18 protein-coding genes, 1 tRNA gene and 1 pseudogene are annotated in these 17,791 nt (G+C 69.7%); 6 read left to right on the top strand and 14 right to left on the bottom strand.

All coding sequences use genetic code 11. The annotated features are described in order from the left end of the window. Positions 1-179 precede the first annotated feature (179 nt). The 7 genes from AB0D12_RS20020 to AB0D12_RS19990 all read right to left on the bottom strand — a co-directional run bounded on the left by AB0D12_RS20020 (position 180) and on the right by AB0D12_RS19990 (position 6,089). A complete protein-coding gene (locus AB0D12_RS20020; RefSeq protein ID WP_362684306.1) occupies positions 180-734 on the bottom strand; it encodes a SigE family RNA polymerase sigma factor in 555 nt (184 codons plus the stop codon). A 166-nt stretch (positions 735-900) separates the two neighbouring features. Then, complete coding sequence (locus tag AB0D12_RS20015; RefSeq protein ID WP_362684303.1) at positions 901-2,067, bottom strand: lipid-transfer protein; 1,167 nt, start codon at positions 2,065-2,067, stop codon at positions 901-903. Further along, a complete protein-coding gene (locus tag AB0D12_RS20010) occupies positions 2,064-2,468 on the bottom strand; it encodes a MaoC family dehydratase (RefSeq protein WP_362684300.1) in 405 nt (134 codons plus the stop codon). The genes AB0D12_RS20015 and AB0D12_RS20010 overlap by 4 nt, the downstream gene beginning before the upstream one ends. Further along, the gene (locus AB0D12_RS20005) at positions 2,455-3,489 is read right to left on the bottom strand and encodes an acyl-CoA dehydrogenase family protein (RefSeq protein ID WP_362684297.1); all 1,035 of its coding nucleotides are present in this window, start codon (positions 3,487-3,489) and stop codon (positions 2,455-2,457) included. The genes AB0D12_RS20010 and AB0D12_RS20005 overlap by 14 nt, the downstream gene beginning before the upstream one ends. Then, positions 3,489-4,412, bottom strand: a complete 924-nt coding sequence (locus AB0D12_RS20000) for a bifunctional MaoC family dehydratase N-terminal/OB-fold nucleic acid binding domain-containing protein (RefSeq protein ID WP_362684294.1) — start codon at positions 4,410-4,412, stop codon at positions 3,489-3,491. Before AB0D12_RS20000 ends, AB0D12_RS20005 begins: the two co-directional genes overlap by 1 nt. Then, positions 4,409-5,599 carry an acyl-CoA dehydrogenase family protein gene (locus tag AB0D12_RS19995; protein ID WP_362684291.1) on the bottom strand — a complete coding sequence of 397 codons (1,191 nt, stop codon included), beginning with the start codon at positions 5,597-5,599 and terminating at the stop codon, positions 4,409-4,411. Before AB0D12_RS19995 ends, AB0D12_RS20000 begins: the two co-directional genes overlap by 4 nt. Positions 5,600-5,783: 184 nt before the next feature. Then, positions 5,784-6,089, bottom strand: coding sequence for a hypothetical protein (locus tag AB0D12_RS19990; protein WP_362684288.1), 306 nt, complete (start codon positions 6,087-6,089; stop codon positions 5,784-5,786). A 387-nt stretch (positions 6,090-6,476) separates the two neighbouring features. On the opposite strand from AB0D12_RS19990, the gene AB0D12_RS19985 reads away from it, so the two are divergent. Together AB0D12_RS19985 and AB0D12_RS19980 are read left to right on the top strand one after the other, a co-directional pair. Continuing rightward, positions 6,477-7,373: a bifunctional DNA primase/polymerase gene (locus AB0D12_RS19985; RefSeq protein ID WP_362684285.1), complete on the top strand. Its 897-nt coding sequence runs from the start codon at positions 6,477-6,479 to the stop codon at positions 7,371-7,373. A gap of 139 nt (positions 7,374-7,512) precedes the next feature. After that, complete coding sequence (locus AB0D12_RS19980) at positions 7,513-8,322, top strand: MBL fold metallo-hydrolase (protein ID WP_362684282.1); 810 nt, start codon at positions 7,513-7,515, stop codon at positions 8,320-8,322. Between the two features lie 165 nt (positions 8,323-8,487). On the opposite strand, the gene AB0D12_RS19975 is transcribed toward AB0D12_RS19980, so the two are convergent. The 3 genes from AB0D12_RS19975 to AB0D12_RS19965 all read right to left on the bottom strand — a co-directional run bounded on the left by AB0D12_RS19975 (position 8,488) and on the right by AB0D12_RS19965 (position 10,510). Then, a complete protein-coding gene (locus tag AB0D12_RS19975; RefSeq protein WP_362684279.1) occupies positions 8,488-8,613 on the bottom strand; it encodes a hypothetical protein in 126 nt (41 codons plus the stop codon). A 6-nt stretch (positions 8,614-8,619) separates the two neighbouring features. Continuing rightward, a complete protein-coding gene (locus tag AB0D12_RS19970; protein ID WP_362684276.1) occupies positions 8,620-8,970 on the bottom strand; it encodes a hypothetical protein in 351 nt (116 codons plus the stop codon). 274 nt (positions 8,971-9,244) lie between these two features. Then, positions 9,245-10,510 (bottom strand): PP2C family protein-serine/threonine phosphatase, encoded by a 1,266-nt coding sequence (locus AB0D12_RS19965; RefSeq protein WP_362684273.1) that lies wholly within the window; start codon positions 10,508-10,510, stop codon positions 9,245-9,247. A gap of 355 nt (positions 10,511-10,865) precedes the next feature. On the opposite strand from AB0D12_RS19965, the pseudogene AB0D12_RS19960 reads away from it, so the two are divergent. Continuing rightward, positions 10,866-10,910: pseudogene (locus AB0D12_RS19960) on the top strand (hypothetical protein); the annotation flags it as partial. On the opposite strand, the gene AB0D12_RS19955 reads toward AB0D12_RS19960, so the two are convergent. From AB0D12_RS19955 to AB0D12_RS19945, 3 genes are all read right to left on the bottom strand, one after another. Beyond that, a complete protein-coding gene (locus AB0D12_RS19955; RefSeq protein WP_362684270.1) occupies positions 10,894-11,133 on the bottom strand; it encodes a MerR family DNA-binding transcriptional regulator in 240 nt (79 codons plus the stop codon). The pseudogene AB0D12_RS19960 and the gene AB0D12_RS19955 overlap by 17 nt on opposite strands. A 173-nt stretch (positions 11,134-11,306) precedes the next feature. Then, positions 11,307-11,393: transfer RNA gene (locus AB0D12_RS19950), tRNA-Ser, on the bottom strand. Positions 11,394-11,545: 152 nt separating this feature from the next. Beyond that, complete coding sequence (locus tag AB0D12_RS19945) at positions 11,546-13,075, bottom strand: trypsin-like peptidase domain-containing protein (RefSeq protein ID WP_362684268.1); 1,530 nt, start codon at positions 13,073-13,075, stop codon at positions 11,546-11,548. A gap of 294 nt (positions 13,076-13,369) precedes the next feature. Between AB0D12_RS19945 and AB0D12_RS19940 the strand changes: the two genes are divergently transcribed. The 3 genes from AB0D12_RS19940 to AB0D12_RS19930 all read left to right on the top strand — a co-directional run bounded on the left by AB0D12_RS19940 (position 13,370) and on the right by AB0D12_RS19930 (position 15,903). Next, positions 13,370-14,179, top strand: a complete 810-nt coding sequence (locus AB0D12_RS19940) for a glycerophosphodiester phosphodiesterase (RefSeq protein ID WP_362684265.1) — start codon at positions 13,370-13,372, stop codon at positions 14,177-14,179. A gap of 53 nt (positions 14,180-14,232) precedes the next feature. Then, complete coding sequence (locus tag AB0D12_RS19935; protein WP_362684262.1) at positions 14,233-14,832, top strand: ATP-binding protein; 600 nt, start codon at positions 14,233-14,235, stop codon at positions 14,830-14,832. Positions 14,833-14,934: 102 nt separating this feature from the next. Next, the gene (locus AB0D12_RS19930; protein WP_362684259.1) at positions 14,935-15,903 is read left to right on the top strand and encodes a DUF5926 family protein; all 969 of its coding nucleotides are present in this window, start codon (positions 14,935-14,937) and stop codon (positions 15,901-15,903) included. Between the two features lie 863 nt (positions 15,904-16,766). Here AB0D12_RS19930 and AB0D12_RS19925 read toward each other — a convergent pair. Continuing rightward, positions 16,767-17,450, bottom strand: coding sequence for a bifunctional DNA primase/polymerase (locus AB0D12_RS19925; RefSeq protein ID WP_362684256.1), 684 nt, complete (start codon positions 17,448-17,450; stop codon positions 16,767-16,769). Positions 17,451-17,791 lie beyond the last annotated feature (341 nt).

Genomic DNA, 17,791 nt, shown 5'->3' with positions numbered 1-17,791 from the left:
GCTCACGTACCGCGCGGTATGTCACTACCCAGGGGTAATGAATCGCCACACAGGATCAGCTCACATCGGCGCGCCGACGCGGCGCGGGCCAGGCCTGCCCTGTCGGCGCGGGGCCCGGGGCCGACCGCGCCACCAGCGTGGCGGCAGCGTGGCGGCAGGGCACCGGCGACAGCGTGGCGTCAGCGCACGGGCGACAGCTCCGGGTCCTCGCGGAGCTTGCCGAGCGCCCGCGACACCGCGCTCTTGACCGTGCCGACCGACACCCCGAGCACCTCGGCCGTCTGGGCCTCGCTGAGATCCTCGTAGTACCGCAGCACGACCATCGCGCGCTGTCGGTCCGGCAGCTTCATCACGGCACGCCACATCGCGTCGTGCAGCGCCTGCTGCTCGGCGGGATCGGGCGTGGGTACCGTCTCCCGCTCGGGCAGCTCGTCGCAGGCGAACTCGTCGACCTTGCGCTTGCGCCACTGCGAGGTGCGGGTGTTGAGCAGGGCACGGCGGACATAGCCGTCGAGCGCCCGGTGGTCCTCGATCCGCTCCCACGCGACATAGGTCTTGGTGAGCGCGGTCTGCAGCAGATCCTCGGCATCGCTCGGGTTCGCAGTGAGCGAGCGGGCGGTACGCAGCAGTACGGGCCCCCGCGCCCGTACATACGACGAAAACGATGAGTAGGGCGCATACGACGGCACCGGCGCGGCGGCCTTCGAAGCGCTTGTGCAGACTGGCGTGGTCATAGGTCCACGCTAGGAGCGGGTACTACTGTCGCGGATCGGCCCCAGGTCCCGAAGCGTTGTCCGCCTCAGGTTGTACGGGTGGTGCTGCCCTCACCTCCTGAAGGTGGAGGAGACCCTCAGGGATCGGATACGGGCTACGGGAGCATCCGCCATATTCCGGTCGGCCTCAGCCGTCCGCGCCCAGGATCAATCCGGATGTGGGAACGCCGGTGCCTGCCGTGACCAGAGTCCTGGCCGCGCCCGGTATCTGATTCACCGAGGTGCCGCGCAGTTGTCTGACCGCCTCCGCGATGCCGTTCATCCCGTGCAGATACGCCTCGCCGAGCTGACCGCCGTGTGTGTTCAGCGGCAGGGTGTCCGCAGCCACGAACTCCGCCGCCTCGCCCGGCTTGCAGAACCCGAACTCCTCCAGTTGCATCAGTACGAACGGGGTGAAGTGGTCGTAGATGATGCCCACGTCCATGTCGCGGGGGGCCAGCCCGGAGGTCTGCCAGAGCTGCCGGGCGACCACGCCCATCTCGGGCAGGCCGGTGAGGTCGTCGCGGTAGAAGCTGGTCATCTGCTCCTGAGCCCGGGCCGCGCCCTGCGCGGCGGCCACGATCACCGCGGGCGGCTGCGGCAGATCCCGCGCCCGCTCGGCACTGGTGACGACGATCGCTTGGCCGCCGTCGGTCTCCTGGCAACAGTCGAGGAGACGCAGCGGTTCGACGATCCAGCGCGAGTCGGCATGGTCGGCAAGAGTGATCGGCTTCTCGTAGAAGTACGCGGCGGGGTTGTTCGCGGCATGGCGGCGGTCGGTGACGGCGACATGACCGAACGCCTCGGGCGCGAGCCCGTACGCGTGGAGATAGCGCTGGGCGGCCATGGCGACCCAGGAGGCCGGCGTGAGCAGCCCGAACGGCAGGTTCCAGCCGAGCGCCGCGCCCTCGGCGGACGGCTCCCGGTGCTGCACGCCGGAGCCGAAGCGGCGCCCGGAACGCTCATTGAACGCCCGGTAGCAGACGACGACTTCGGCGACGCCCGCGGCGACAGCGAGTGCGGCCTGCTGCACGGTGGCGCACGCCGCGCCACCGCCGTAGTGGATACGGGAGAAGAAGGACAGCTCGCCGATGCCGGCCGCCTGGGCGACGGTGATCTCGGGGCTGGTGTCCATGGTGAAGGTGACCAGGCCGTCGACATCGGCGGGGGAGAGGCCCGCGTCGTCGAGGGCGGCGTGTACCGCTTCGACGGCCAGCTTGAGCTCGCTGCGGCCCGAGTCCTTGGAGAACTCGGTCGCCCCGATGCCGGCGATGGCCGTCCGGCCGCCGAGCGCGTCCCGGCTGCGGATGCTCATGCGTCACCCTCCGGAAGGATCCCGGGCAGAGTCACGGTCACCGAGCCGGTGACGTGGTTGCCGATGCCGTTGGCCCCTATGACCCGCACATGGGCCGTGCAGCCGTTGACGGAGGTGACGGTTCCACTCAACACCATGGTGTCTCCCGGGTAGTTGGGTGCCCCCAGCCGGATGGCCACCTTGCCGAGCACCGCATGCTCGCCGAAGCAGTCGGTGATGTATCGGCCGACCAGGCCGTTGGTGGTCAGGATGTTCATGAAGATGTCCGGGGAGCCCTTCTCCTTGGCGAGCTCCGTGTCGTGGTGCACATCCTGGTAGTCGCGGGAGGCGACGGCCCCGGCGACGATCAGGGTGCGGGTGATGGGGATGGTGAGCGACGGGAGTTGGTCACCGGCTTTCACGCGACTCCTTTGCGAGCAACTGGCCCAGTTCGGCGAGGAGTTGCGAACCGCATCCGAGGTAGGCGTCCAACTGGCGCCCCCACAGGAAGTGCCGGTGGACGGGGTGGTCCAGGTCGGCACCCGTCCCGCCGTGCAGATGCTGCCCGGCGTGGACGACGCGTTTGCCGGCCTCGGAGGCCCACCATGCGGCGGTCAGCGCCTCGGCTGCCGCGTCCAGGCCTTCGTCCTGCCGCCAGGCGGCTTCGTAGGCCGTGACCCGTATCGCCTCGGTGTCCATGTACGCGTCGGCAGCGCGCAGCAGCACACCCTGATTGGTGGAGAGGGCGCGCCCGAACTGCTCGCGGGTCGAGGTGTACGCGACCGCCCGGGCGAGCGAGCCCGCGCACACTCCGGCCTGCAGCCCCGCGAAGGCGGTACGGCCCAGGGACAGTACGGACTCGTACGCACCTGGCCCGCCGAGCCGCTCGCCCGCCGTCCCGGACAGGACGAGCCGCCCAGCAGCCCAGGGCGCGGTGGTCTCCACCTCCGTCACCTCCGCGTCGGCGGTCCGTACGAGCCACAGCGCCCGGTCCGTGTCGGGGACCAGGACGTGGGTGGCGTCCCGCAGCCACGGCACGAACGGCAGCGAGCCGCTCAACCGCCCGGGCGCAGCGGTCCGTACAGCACCGCCCGCCGGGAACGCCCCGGTCGCCACCGCCGTACCCTCCCGGAGAGCGGGCAGCAGCCGGGCCCGCTGCCCGTCCGTGCCGTGCGCGGACACTGCCAGCACTCCGTACACACAGGTCGCCGCAAAAGGCACCTGCGCGGTGGTCCGCCCCTGCTCCTCCAACACCAGCACCAGCCCGAGCAGGCCTATGTCCTCGACGGCCCCGGGCAGCCCCGCCGCACACAGCGCCTTCCACAACTCCGTGTCCGTCCCGGTCCCGGCGGCGGCCGGCCGCTCATGTGTGGAGAGATCGCCGAAAATCTGCGCCGCCAGCTCCTGCGCGGCGGACTGCTCCTCCGTGGGCGTGAAGTCCATCAGCCCGCACCCCCGTCCGAGGCCCGGAAGACCGGCAGCTCCAACTCCTGGTCCACCCGCAGGAATTCCAGCTGCACGGGCATTCCGATCCGCACCTTGTCGTACGGCACGCCGATCACATTGCTGACCATGCGGACACCTTCCGCGAGCTCGATCAGCCCAACCGCGTACGGCGGATCGAAGGCAGGGAACGGCGGATGGTGCATCACCACGTACGAGTAGACGGTCCCCGCGCCGCTCGCCTCGACCGTGTCCCACGCGGGCGACCCGCACGCACCGCATCCCGGCAGCCACGGGAAGCGCAGCGTCCCGCACCCCTCGCAGCGCTGGATCAGCAGCCGGTGCTCCGCCACCCCTTCCCAGAACCCGGCGTTGTCCCGGTTGATCACCGGCCGCGGCCGCTTGCCCGCCCCCTCCGGTTTCCGCCGGGCCGGCGCGTACTTGAGGATCCGGAACCGGTGCGTACCCGCCGGCTCCCCGTCCGCCCGGACGTCCATTCGCGTGGTGACGAAGTGGCCCGTGCCCAGCTTCGTCGTCTTGAGCTCCGAAACCGACTCGATCACCGCGTCGAACGTGATCCGGTCCCCCGGCCGCAGCGGCCGCAGATACTCCTGCTCACAGTCGGTCGCGACCACCGAGGTGTACCCCGCCCCGTCCAGCAGTGCGAACAGCTCGTCCTGCGCCGGGGACCGGTCCGTGTGCCCCGACAGACCGCCCATCGTCCACGCCTGCAGCATCGTCGGCGGCGCTGTGGCGTCCGGCCCGGTGTACGCGGGGTTGGCGTCCCCCATCGCCTCGCACCAGTGCCTGATCATCGGCTCATTGACCAGGTCCTTGCCCACGCCCGAGACGGTGGCCGCCCGCCCCTCGTACGCCTTCAGCCGTGCGTACAACTCATCAGTCACCCTTTCCCCTCCGGTCACCTCTTCCCCCTCTTCATGCCGAGCCGCATCGTCGCGACGATCTCCCGCTGCACCTCGCTCACCCCGCCCCCGAAGGTGTTGATCTGCGCCGCTCTGTTCATCCGCTCCAACTCCCCGTCCCCCAGCGAACCGATGTCGAGCGAGCCCGGCGAACCGGCCCGGATCAGCCCCGGCTCCCCCGTGATTTCCTGGCACATTCGATACACCTCCACGGCGGATTCGGTTCCCACGAATTTCACGCCGCTCGCATCGCCGGGTGCCAGCCGGCCTGCCCCCACATCCCCCACCAAACGCCAGTTGAGCAGGCGTGTTGCCGACAGCCTGGCGTGCACCTCGGCCGCCCGGAATTGCACCCATGACGCGTCAATCCGGCGCTCACCCGTCACTGGATCAGGTGTACGCGCGCGCTGCAGTGCCGCCTCGTAGAAGTCCTCGGCCTGCATCCCGATCGCCGCCAGCGCCACCCGCTCATGGTTGAGCTGGTTGGTGATCAGTCCCCAGCCGCCGTTCTCCTCGCCGACCAGATTCGCGGCGGGCACCCGTATCCCGTCGTAGTACGTCGACGTCGTGGTCAGGCCGCCCACCGTCTCGATCGGCGTCCAGGCGAAGCCCGGTGCGTCGGTCGGCACCAGGATGATCGAGATGCCCTTGTGTTTGGGTGCCTGAGGGTCCGTACGGCATGCGAGCCAGATCCAGTCCGCGTTCTGGCCGTTGCTGGTGAAGATCTTCTGTCCGTCGACGACCCAGGAATCGGCGTCAGCGGTGCGCTCCCGCACGGCGCGCGTCCGCAGCGAGGCGAGGTCGGTCCCGGCCTCCGGCTCGCTGTAGCCGATCGCGAAGACGAGGTCGCCGCTGAGGATGCGCGGCAGGAAGAACGACTTCTGCTCGGCGGTGCCGTACTTCATCAGGGTCGGTCCGACGGTGTTCAGGGTCACCATGGAGACGGGCACGCCGGCCCGGTACGCCTCGTCGAAGAAGACGAACTGCTCGTCGGGACCGCGCCCCTGACCTCCGTACTCGACGGGCCAGCCGAGCCCGAGCATGCCGTCCGCGCCGATCCGCCGCAGCAGTCGGCGCTGCTCCGCTCCGTCGTCGGCGGGCGGCGGTCCGTCCGGCATCACATCGCGGAAGTACGAACGAAGTTCGGTGCGCAGCTGCTGCTGCCGCTCCGTCGGGGCGAGGTGCACGGCGGCCGCCTCCCGGGCGTACGGATCAGGGTTTCTGACTGTCCGTCAGTTCCGCGTCCGCTGTCAAGGTCACCGCCATGAAGACCCACCACCCCACCCGCACAACCGCCTGCGCGACGGCACCGAAGTACCGTCGCGCAGGCAGTGGTTCACCCCTTGGTCAAACCCCCCATCGGGCCGGCCGTCACCAGAGATTCGTGAAGTTCACGACGGCGTTGGACTGGTCGATGTCCGTGAAGCCGAAGCCGTTCACACTCGCGGTGTTGCTCTGGTTGGACGCGCCTGCGCCGCTCGCCACCTGCTGAGTGGTGGTCGAGTTGCCGTAGTTGTCTCCACCGACACCGCTGCCGATGATCGAGGCCACGGTCGTATTCGATCCGTCGTCCGCGAAGGCGCCGTTGTCGGCCTGGGCAATGCCCGAGAACAGGGCTGCCGTGAGGGGCAGAGCGGCGACAGCGGCGAGGACGCGGGCGGTACGGATGCTTGCCATGTCATTTCCTCCAGGAACCAGAACTGCAGAAGTACGGCTAGTTCCAAGGCAGTTGGCCTACCGCCCCGGATCGTGGTCACGACGTCGCGAGATCAGAATTGCCCACCGAATCCCAGGCGAACCACCCCGGAGGCCCCAATTCCCCCTCAAGCGTGATGACATGTCGATAAACCTCCTTCGGTCCACAGAACCCCGACCTGGGCGGAACGGACCCGGAACGGACCCGAGCCCGACCCGAGCCGGGCCGGGGAGCGACCCGGAGGGGGACCCGGGAAGGATCGGTACGGACCACCGGGCCCGGTCGCCGCAAGAGATGAACCGTTCCGGCAGGTTTTCGGGCAATCTCACCCTCTTCCCTTCTTCGAACACTCGTACGAACATAGAGGTATGGCCACCACCGACCGGCAGTCCGTCACCCTGGCCCTCGCCCACGCTCTTTCCGCCGCCGAGCGCGGGCTCCCCGTCATACCCCTGTCCCCCACCAAGCTCCCCGCCCTGCGCTCTCCCCACCGTGGCAGCCCCGAGCCGGTCCTGTGCCGCGGCGAATGCGGCCTCCCGGGCCATGGCGTCCACGACGCGACCACCGACCCCGCGGGCGTACGCGCCCTCTTCGCCGCCGCCCCCTGGGCCACCGGCTACGGCATCGCCTGCGGCCGGCCCCCGCACCATCTGATCGGCATCGACCTCGACACCAAGTCCGCCACCTCCTCGACCGACTCCGTGTCCGCGCTCCAGCACCTGGCCCTGCGGCATCTGTTCACGATCCCTGAGACGGTCACGGTCCTCACCCCCAGCGGCGGCCGCCACCTCTGGCTGACCGGACCGCCCGACGTCGTCGTCCCCAACTCCGCGAGCCGTCTCGCACCCGGCATCGACGTCCGCGGCGCCGGCGGCTACCTCGTGGGCCCCGGCTCGGTCTCCGCCCACGGCGCGTACCGCCTCGCTCCCGGTACCGCCGAGCTGGCACCCGCGCCCTGCCCCCGCGCGCTCCTCCGCCTTGTCGCACCCCCCGCGCACCCCCACCACCCCACCCACACCGCACCGTCCCGACCGCCCCAGGGCCACGGTCAGGGCCAAGGCCTGGTCCAGTTCGTGCTCGCGGCGCACGAGGGCCAGCGCAACACTCGGCTGTTCTGGGCGGCTTGCCGCGCGTACGAGAACGGCTTCGGCGAGGAGCTCGCGGACGCACTCACCGATGCGGCGGTCCACGCGGGCCTCACCGAACGCGAAGCCCGGGCGACGATCGCCTCGGCCGACCGACTGACCTCGGGCCGCCGCCACTGACCGGCCCCCCTGCGCGGCTACCCGGACCGGCCCCGGCCCCTGCGTGCCCTGCTCCTGCACTGGCCCACCCGGCCGGACGGGCCCACCCTGGAGACAGGGGGGCACGATCCCGCCCGCAGGTGACTCACGGAGATCCGCCATGAGCATTCACAAGGTCGGAAGGGACATCACCGTACTCAGCGATTGCCTGGAGGTGCCCGGGATCGGCTTCCTCCCGGTCAACGCCTTTGTCCTGCACGCCGCCCAGCCCGTCGTCGTCGACACCGGCCTCGGGCTCCCCGACCGGAACTTCGTCGAGACGCTCAGCTCGGCCCTCGACCCCGCCGACGTACGGTGGATCTGGCTCACCCACCCCGATCGCGACCACACCGGCGGACTGTTCGATCTACTCGCCGCCGCTCCCCACGCGCGCGTGGTGACCACGTTCATCGGCGCCGGGCTCATGTCCACCGAGCGGCCGCTGCCGCTGGACCGTATCTGCCTGGTCAATCCCGGCCAGACCCTGGACGCCGGCGACCGCGCCCTCATCGCCTTCCGGCCACCGCTGTTCGACAACCCCGCCACCGTCGGCTTCTACGACGAGCGATCGGCGGCCTGCTTCAGCTCCGACTGCTTCGGCGCGCCCATGCCCAGCGCCGAACTCGCCCTCACCGACAACGTCGGTGCCTTCCCCGCCGGTCAGCTGCGCGACGCGCAACTGCTGTGGGCCACGGTCGACAGCCCCTGGGTCCACGTCGTCGACATCGGTAAGTACCTCGCCACCGTCCAGCCACTGCGGATCATGGACCCCGAGGTCGTTCTCTGTACCCACCTGCCGCCCGCGGTGGGCCTGGCCCCGCAGATGACCGACACGCTCGCCGAGGCACCCGACGCGAATCCGTTCATCGGGCCGGACCAGCTGGCGCTCGAGAAGATGCTCGCCGGCTTCGAGCCGGGTGGCGGCAGCTAGCGGCGCGTGCACGGAGAGCGGCAGCCGGCGGGCCGTGCGCAGAGAAAGGCATGTGCAGAGAGAACACGTGCACAGAGAAGGGGTACCCGGAAGCTCTCCTGGCGGGCTGATACTGGTGGCGTGGACAGCGCGCCGCGAGCGGACATCCCGGGGCCACACGCAGGCTCACCGCCGCGCGGGCGGGTCGCCACGGCGGATACGGCCTTGCACCGCCACGGCGTGGTCAACGCCGACGACCCGCTCCAGGAAGAAGCGCAGAAGCTCCAGGCGGGACGGTGGGCGCTCGGCCATGACGGTCTACGCCGCCTTGCCCTCGGCCCGCTCGTGGACGTGCTTGAGTGCCATCCGTGCATCGACAACGCCCGCCGTCAGGGTCGCCCAGTACGGATGCGTGCTCACCGTGACCGAAAGATCCAGTAGCCGTCGGCGCAGCCGCTCCAGCTCCGCCACCTGCTCCGCGGTGTAGCCCGGGCTGTCGGGAAAGGACACCACCCGGTCGCCGAGTACGTGCTTCTCGCTCGCCCAGCCTGGCTCCGGGGTCACCGACCACGGCAGGACCCGGCACAGCGCCGCGTGCTCAGCACGCGTCCGGTGCAGGTCGAGCTGCGCGGCACGCAGGTCGTCGGGGAAGTCATACGTTTCAGCCACGCCGGAATGGTACGTCTGTTCGATTTCAAGATGCCGGCACCGCGTGGTCGGGTGTGTGCCAGTGAGTGTCGCGGTCGGACCCGTTCCTTGACGTTCACGGGTGACGGCCACCCGTGGTGGTCACAACGCTGTCGCAACGGCTGCCGCGCCGGGCCACTCAGTGGTGCCGGTGACGGGCAGCGGCCCAGAACGATGCCCGCGGTTCCAATGGGTCATTGTGATGCACAGACCGGCTCCGGGACGTCCGGGTGCGGGTCACTGGCTCAGCCTGTCGTCACGGTGAGGGGGGTGACGTGTCGTGGCGGGACCATCCGGGGCCGAACCAGTCCAGGCAGAGCACTGTGGCGTCATCTCGTGGGTCGTGGTCGGTGGCGGCCAGGACGGATGTGGTGAGGGTGCGTGTCGCCTCGCGTGGGTGCAGAGTGCCGGTCTCTTCGATCAGACGACGCAGCTCTCGATCGTGGCCGTGCGGCTCGAGCATGCCGTCGGTGAGCAGGACGAGACGGTCGCCGGGGCGCAGATCAAGGCTCTGGACGTGGTAGGTGGCATGGAGTGCGATACCGAACGGCAGGTCGACGACCGGGGTGATCTCCGCGACTTTGCCGTGTCGCAGTAGCAGGGGCCAGGTGTGGCCTGCGTTGATGAACTCGGTACGTCCGGTGTCGAATGCGACCCGCAGCAGTTGTCCGGTGACCATCGCCTGGGCACCGTGCTCGGCCAGCGCGTTGTGCACCTTTGCGGACTCGTCGAGAACCGCGCGGTGCTCGCGCACGGCGTGTTCAAGCACGGCACTGTTGGCGGCTTCTGCCTGTGCTGCGAGACCGAGACCCGCGCGGCGGGCGTTGCGCATGGCACCGACGACGACGGTGGCCAGCAGGGCGGCCCGCACATCGTGACCCATGGCGTCGGTCAGGGACATATTGAGGCCGTGACCGTTGAGGATGTAGTCGAAGGTGTCCCCGCCCGCATCGGCTGCCGGCTCCAGTGACCCGGCGATGATGAACGGCCCGGCGTCGCAGGTGAAGGACTCGGGCAGCAGACGGCGCTGGATCTCCGACGCCAGGGACAGAGGCGTGGTCCGCCTCCCCCACTCGTACAAATCGGTGAAACGTCTGTTGACGACCACGGCGTACGCCAGCACCCGGCTGGCCTCGGTGATGCGTTCCAGCTTCTGGTGGTCGGGGGGAGCGGGAAGGGTCAACTCCAGGAGCCCGATCGCGTCTCCCCGGTCGGTCACCGGCGCGACGACCCGGGTGCTGCCCGGCCCTGCCTCATCTTCCGCCTGCGCCTCGGTACTCACCCATAGCTGCTGGGAGCGGATCACCTGCTCGTAAACGGTGCCGACCAGGGCAAGCGGCTCGGGCTCCGTAGTGCCGCCCTGTTCAGTCGATCCCGTCAACCGGACCACGGCGTTGCCCCCGAAGTCAGTGATGAGGAAGGAGACTTCTTCAGCAGAGAACTGCTCCCGCAGAACGCTCGCCAGCACCGCGACCGACTTCACCGGTTGCGCTGCCTGCACCGCCGCCAGCAGGTCACTCACCCAAGCCATGCTGTCCGCCACGCGCTGCGCCCTTCCATCGGCGGCAAGGAGTCTTCCGTCCAGGGGCACCTGTCCGTGGCGGCCCAGAAGCGACAGGAAAGCTTCCGCTCCTGGGAAGGATGTGTCGCTCTCGGCTTTGCCGCCAGCCCGGGTGATCTATTGGGGTGAGTCGAGATCGGTGGAGGGGCTTTGGGCTGGAGCTGCCTTGGGGCGAGAGATCGGGGGCTCGTAAGCTGCCCGCGACTCGGGCAGTCTCCTGGCCTGCCCGCAATAGCCCGAAGTGAGCCCCTGACCTTCGAGGCTCGCCCCAAGGTGGCTGCCTGAAGCCCAAGCCCAGGTACTGACCGAGCACGATGTGATCAAAGCCGCCCAGCGTCTGGGCTTCACGCTGAATGAGGTCGCCGAGCTGCTGGAGGCCGGCCGTGACCGCCCAAGCTGCGTTCCGGCTCGGGGAGCAGGCTGCGCCGCTCGTAGTAGCGCAGGGTCTGAATGTTCACCCCGGCCGCCTCGACGACCTGGCAAATACGCAGGCCCGCGCTCACCCGTGCCCCCCCGGGCGGCCGCAGTCCGTGCGGCGAGGGCGTCCAGTACCGCCTTGTGAGGCTTGTTGCCGGCCCACACATGGCCCAAAGTTCCTGGTGGGAGCCCCTGATCGAGCAGCGTTCTGTTCCACGCCTGGTCCATACACGGTGATCCAAAGCGGCACAGGGGCGGTTCAAACTGAGCCAGGGCCAACACAGAAGGGGTGCCCCGTGACCAGGGCACCCCTTCTGACCAGCTCTTACGCTGACCTGCGCGGTGGGTGTGGGATTTGAACCCACGGTGACATCGCTGCCACGACGGTTTTCAAGACCGTTCCCTTAGGCCGCTCGGGCAACCCACCCGCGCCCCAGCCACCTGCGGCGGAGCGGGCTACAGACTACCGGCCCCGCGTCACGTGTCGCAGCATCGTTCCTCGGTACGGGCCTCGGGACGACCAGCTGGAGCGGGCTGGAGCGGGCAGCAGTACGGGCAACCGGTGTCGGCGGGCCGGCGTCAGCTGTCGCCCTTGCGTTCGCCGAGGACGAGGTCCGCCGTCTTCTCCTTGCCGTCGCGCTGGAACGTGAGCGTCACCTTGTCGCCCGGCTTGTGGTTCCAGATCTCGCTGATCAGGGTCGGGCCACTGTCGATCGGCTTGCCGTTGAACTTGGTGATGATGTCGCCCGGCTTGAAGCCGGCCTTCGCGGCCGGACCGTTCGCGGACACCGGCGCGGTGCCGCCCGCGCCCTGGGTAGCGATCTTGGCGCCCGAGTTCTTGTCCGTCATGTCGACCGTGGCGCCGATCACCGGGTACACCGGCTTGCCCGTCCTGATCAGCTGCTCGGCGACGTTCTTCGCCTGGTTGATCGGGATGGCGAAGCCGAGGCCGATCGAGCCGGCCTGCGTCTGGCCGAGGCCGCTTCCCGCCGACTGGATCGCGGAGTTGATGCCGATCACGGCGCCGCCCGCGTCCAGCAGCGGGCCGCCGGAGTTGCCCGGGTTGATCGAGGCGTCGGTCTGCAGCGCACTCATGTACGAGTTCTTGCCGCTGGAGCCGTCGCCCGAGGCGACAGGCCGGTTCTTCGCGCTGATGATGCCGGTGGTGACGGTGTTCGACAGGCCGAAGGGCGCTCCGATCGCGATCGTCGAGTCGCCGACCGCGACCTTCTCGGAGTCCCCGAGGGCCAGCGGGGCCAGCCCGGAGGGGGCGTTCTTCAGCTTCAGTACGGCGACGTCGTAACCCTGGGCCCGGCCGACCACCTCGGCGTCGTACTTCTTGCCGTTGGAGAAGATCGCGGACAGCGTGCCGCCGTCGGCCGCGGATGCCACCACATGGTTGTTGGTGAGGATGTGGCCTTCCTTGTCGTAGACGAAGCCGGTACCCGTACCGCCCTCGCCCTGGCCACTCTCACCCGTACCGCCGCCGCCCGCCTTCGCCTCGATCGTGACCACGCTGGGCAGCGCCTTGCCCGCGACGGCGGCGACCGTGCCGGGCTCCCGCTTGAAGTCCTTGGGTGCCTCGCCCGCGGAGACCGTGGTCGAGCCGGTCGTGTCGTCGTTGCGCTCGGCGGCCCAGTTGCCGATGCCGCCGCCGACACCGCCCGCGACGAGTGCGGCGAGGAGCACCGCGGCGATCAGCCCGCCGGAACGTTTGCGCGGCTGCTCCGGCACCTGAGCCGGCGCTCCCCAGACGGGACCACCGCTGCCGCCCCCGTAGGAGGGGAGGGCCGGCGGGGGCGGCGGCCATGCGGCTCCCGGTTGCTGCGCACCGGCAGGCACACCTCCATGCGCCCCCGCCGACGCGGCAGCGGGTACGGGCCCCGGCAGCGGCGCGGTGGCAGGCTCGGGCTGGGGGGACTGCCCGAGCTGGTCTGCCGCTCCCCGCTCATGAGCCTCACTGTGTGAGGCGTGCGCGTCGTGTGTCCCGTGTGTCTCGGTTCCCGGAGCGGACGCATGCGTGCCATCGGGAGCGGCGGCCGGCACAGGAGGTACGGACGGGGCGGCCGGAACCGCAGTGTCCTCGTTGCCCTCGTTCTCAGTGCTCACAGCTCTTTTCTCCTCAGGTTCCACGTCAGTCTTCAGGTTCCACGTCAGTCTTCGGCTTGCATTTCGTTGTGCAAGTGTCTGCCGTCAGCTTTTCCCAGAGCGCGTCAGGCCACTGTAAGCAGGACCTGTGCGTATGCCCGCAATCCTTTACGTCCGACAAAAGGGACGCATCTTCAGGCTCACCTGACGCGCTCGTCGGCCGTCGGCGGCGCCGGCCCACCGGACGGCTCGCCACTGGCTTGTCACCGGCTCCCCGCACCCGCGCCTACCCCGCCACGGTGACACCATGACGCGGTGACCCAAGCACGACAGCACAACATCCAGGTCGTCGCCCACCGAGGCGCCTCCGAAGACGCCCCCGAGCACACCCTGGCCGCGTACAAGAAGGCGATCGAGGACGGCGCCGATGCCCTCGAGTGCGATGTACGCCTCACCGCCGACGGCCATCTCGTCTGCGTCCACGACCGCCGCGTCAACCGCACCTCCAACGGCCGCGGCGCCGTCTCCGCCCTGGAGCTCGCGGATCTCGCCGCCCTCGACTTCGGAACATGGAAGGGCCACGAGGACGCCACGGAGAGTCCCGACTGGGGAGACCCCTCACTCACCTCCGTACTCACCCTCGAGCGGCTGCTCGAGCTGGTGGCCGATTCCGGCCGCCGTATCGAGCTGGCCATCGAGACCAAACACCCGACCCGCTGGGCGGGCCAGGTGGAGGAACGGCTGCTCCAGCTGCTCGGGCGGTTCGGCCTGGCCGAACCCGCGACGGCCGGCGACTCGCCCGTACGAATCATGAGCTTCTCGGCCCGCTCCCTGCACCGGGTCGCGGCGGCCGCGCCGAACATCCCCACCGTCTATCTGATGCAGTTCGTGTCCCCGCGGCTGCGCGACGGCCGGCTGCCCGCCGGCGCGCGCATCGCGGGGCCTGGCATCCGGATCGTCCGCAGCCATCCCGGCTATATCGCCCGGCTGCACCGGGCGGGCCATCGCGTCCACGTCTGGACGGTCAACGAGCCGGAGGACGTCGAGCTCTGCGCCCGCCTCGGCGTGGAGGCAATCATCACCAATCGCCCCAAACAGGTGCTAACCCAGCTGGGTCGCCTATAACCCCGATTACAGGGGGTGCACCGGCGCGTTCGGTCCGTATTCGATCGTTACGAGTGCGTCACTGGCCCCGCCATGGCCGGTTTCCGGTCCAGTCCATTGGGGCATTCACACCGTGGCGTGGGGCAAAGGAGGTCTCGGGGGTGGCGTTGGTGGTGGCACAGCAGGTGCCCACGTCGTCGAGCATGGCCGTACCCCATGGTCCTGCGGGCGTGGGTGAGGCGCGACACCGAATGCGTGAGCAGTTGAGCCGCAGCGGGGTGTCGGAGACGGTCCTCGACGATGCAGTATTGATCCTTTCCGAACTGCTCAGCAATGCCTGCCGGCATGGCCGACCGCTGGGGCACGCGGAGGTGGGCGACGGCGATGTCCGCGCCGCCTGGCGCATGGACAGAGCAGGCCGGCTGACGGTCGAAGTGACGGACGGAGGCGGTCCGACCCGACCGGTTCCGGCCACGCCTTCGGTCACCGCCCGCGGCGGCCGTGGGCTCAACATCATCAGCGCGCTGGCCCAGGACTGGGGTGTCCGCGACAGCGCGACCGGCGAGGTCACCGTGTGGGTGATTGTCACCGAAGGTCATCGGCGCGAGGATTTCGCTACGCGCGTCGCAGGCCCCAGCTTCGACTTCGGGGGGGCGTACGACGATCTCGAGTGAACCGGGACCAACCACTGTGGGGCGCTGCACCCCCGGGAAGGCGACGGACGGCTAGGCTCGCGCCCGAGACAAGCACCACCGCAGTCGGGAGAGAGCCACACCATGGCCAAGAAGCGCCCCCAGACCAAGGCCGCCAGGCCCCAGGTGACCAACGGCGAGGTTCCGGCCGTCGGGGCCCGTGAGCCCTGCCCGTGCGGATCGGGCCGCCGCTACAAGGCCTGTCACGGCCGGGCCGCCGCGCACGCCGTAACCGAGCTGGTCCAGCGCCCCTTCGGCGATCTGGTCGGCGAGTGCGACTGGGTGGCCCTGCGGGAGCTGGTGCCCGCCGCGACCGTCGCGCTGACCCTCAAGGGCGGACTGCCCGAGGGCGTGCCGTCGGTGACCCTCGCGACCGTACTGCCGATGGCGTGGCCGGCACTGCGCCGCGACGACGGCTCCGTACTGCTCGGCCTGCAGAACGACACCTCGTCCGGCGACCTCAGCCGCCATCTCGCCGACACCCTGCAGCGGGCGCTGGCTGCCGATCCCGGCACCCCGGTCGCCGCGCAGCGCGTGCCTGCCGAAGGACCGCGTCTGCAGGATCTCCTGGACGAGAGCGTCACCTTCGAGCCGACCGTCCACTCCGGCTTCGAGTTCTGGATTCCGGGCTCGGCGGAGAGCGCGTCCCCCGAGGTGGCCGCATCCCTGGAGCGCGCCAACGCCGCGGCGATCCCGACCGTGAAGCTCTCCAGTGTGGACGCCGCGTACTGGTGCGAGACCCCGGAGAAGAACCACCTCCGCTGGGTCATGCCGCACCCCGAGGAGCAGCTCCTCGACGCGCTCGCCCGGCTGCACGCCGCCGGTACGTCCTCACTCGGCGATGGCACCCGGCTGGTCGGCTCCTTCCGCGCACACGGGCTGATGGTCCCGGTCTGGGACCTGCCGAGCGGGATGGGGGCCGAGGAGTGCGAGAAGCCCGCGGCGGAGTTCGCGGAGCGGCTCGCGAAGGCTCTTGAGACCGACGCTCCGCTGACCGCGGAGGAGCGCCGGTCGCGCGGCGGGCTCACCAACCGCCAAGTCACCCTGAGCTGAGAGTGACGGTTTCTGTCGACCGATAGGTGACTCCAGTCACAACTCGCCCTACGGGCCGGTAAATCCCTGTCCGAATACCCGAGATCGAATTTGCGAACTGCCGATCTCTTGTTACGGTTCTAGAAGCCCGGTCGCTGGTGCATCCCCCGTCGCCAGCGACCGGGCGTTTCCATTTCTGCGGAACGGTTCGTTCCGTCAACGGCCCGCAGGGGCGCCGGAGTTACTCCCGGACCACAGCAGCAAGTGCTCTTCTCCCCGCACCGTCCGCAGTTGCGAACTCCGCCGCCATCGAATAGCCCTCGACAGGGGCGCGAGAGGGCTCACGAGGCGTCTCGCAGACGTCCGGGCGTCATCCGCCCCGACCGTCCAGTTGTTGTGCTGAGTGCGCCGGCTGGGGCCCATCGGAGTGAGTACGGAACCCAATTCCTGGCCCGTCGCATTGCGGTCGTAGGTACGTACTCAGGTGCCGCGCCCCTCGGCCGGCAGGCAGGTCTGCGCCTCGCCCGTCCGGAGAGGCGAGTTCCGGCCCACATCGCGCGGCCGTCTGCGGCAGTGGCCCCGGTCACAACAGAGACCTGGACGGTGGGCACCAGCGTCGGCTCGTGCGCTGTTTTCGGCCCCGTTCGCGGACGGGGCCGGGGGCAGGCAGAGCGGTGAACACCACGGCGGCGGCGGGCCCGATCGTGCGGAGATTCATGGGATCACCGCGCCGGTTGCGCGGGAATTCCTCACGCTGGGCCGAAAATACCCACGGAATGCGGGCGCCCGGGTAGCCGCGCGCCCAATTCCGGTACAACTCGGTCCAGCGCTTACCCGTACGAGTGACAGAGCAGGGCCGTGTGCACTCGAGCCCTCGATCGAGCTCAGTAGGCGAGCCGACTACCGCCGTCCGGTGCGCTGGTGCTCGCCTCGACCAGCGCGTCCACCATCGCCTCCACATCCGGCAGCCACGGAGCCGCGGATCCCGGCAGCGGCGCGCGCTCCCAGCGCACCTGCCCCGTTCCCGTCTCCGAGGGCGGCAGCACCAGATAGCCGCCCTCGCCGTGGAAGCGCAGCGAACTGGGCACACAGTCCTTGACGAAGAGCAGTTCGCCGAGCTGTTCAAGGGTGTACGGAGCCACCAGCAGCGACCAGCGGGTCGGCGTCGCGACAACTGGTCCCAGCCGTATGCCCATCCGGTCGAGCGCCGAGAGCGCGAGCGCCCCGGCGACGGCAGGCAGGCTCACCGCGCACGGCGCAAGACCGCCCGTGGCCAGCACGATCGGGGCGGTGGGCCGGTTGGTCCACCACCAGCGCACCATCCGCTCGTCGGTCGTCGCGGCCAGGATTGCGGGGTCGAAGGGGTGCGCGCCGGGTACGACGCACTCGGAGTCGGGGCAGGCGCAGCCGCGCCCGCGGTCACCGCGAATACCGGCCGCTTTCAGTCCCACACCAGGGAGTACGGGCCATTGCCACTCGGCGGCGCAGGTGAGCGCCGCTTCAAGCTGTACAGGCCCCCTCTTGCGCCGGAACCGGAGCCTGCGTCGCCTTCCGAGGATCTCGCGCATGAGCGCTCGTTCCTTTCCGTTGAACGCCGAGGTCCACATCACACCATGTGTGCAGCTCTTCACTGTGCGTATAATTCGGCGCATCACCGCCCCTTGCCGGTGGCATGGGCGACCCCCCGCTTCGCCTGCGGCAGGATCGCCGCCCGGGGGCCGAACGTGGGCTGTAGTCCATTAAACGCGTGGCGAGGGGTGGCGCGCGCCTGGCGCTTGTAGTCCCGCTGTAACTTTTCCCCGCCACTCGGGGATGAGGCGCGGCCTACGGGCTTTAGGACGCCCGGTCCCGCCGCCAGGTTCCGGGGCGGTCCCAACTGCCCCTGGCCATCACCGTTTACGTACCCATC

The sequence above is a fragment of the Streptomyces sp. NPDC048479 genome (genome assembly GCF_040651435.1).
In the GTDB taxonomy this organism is placed as follows: Bacteria; Actinomycetota; Actinomycetes; order Streptomycetales; family Streptomycetaceae; genus Streptomyces.
This window is presented reverse-complemented; position numbering and strand designations above follow the sequence as displayed.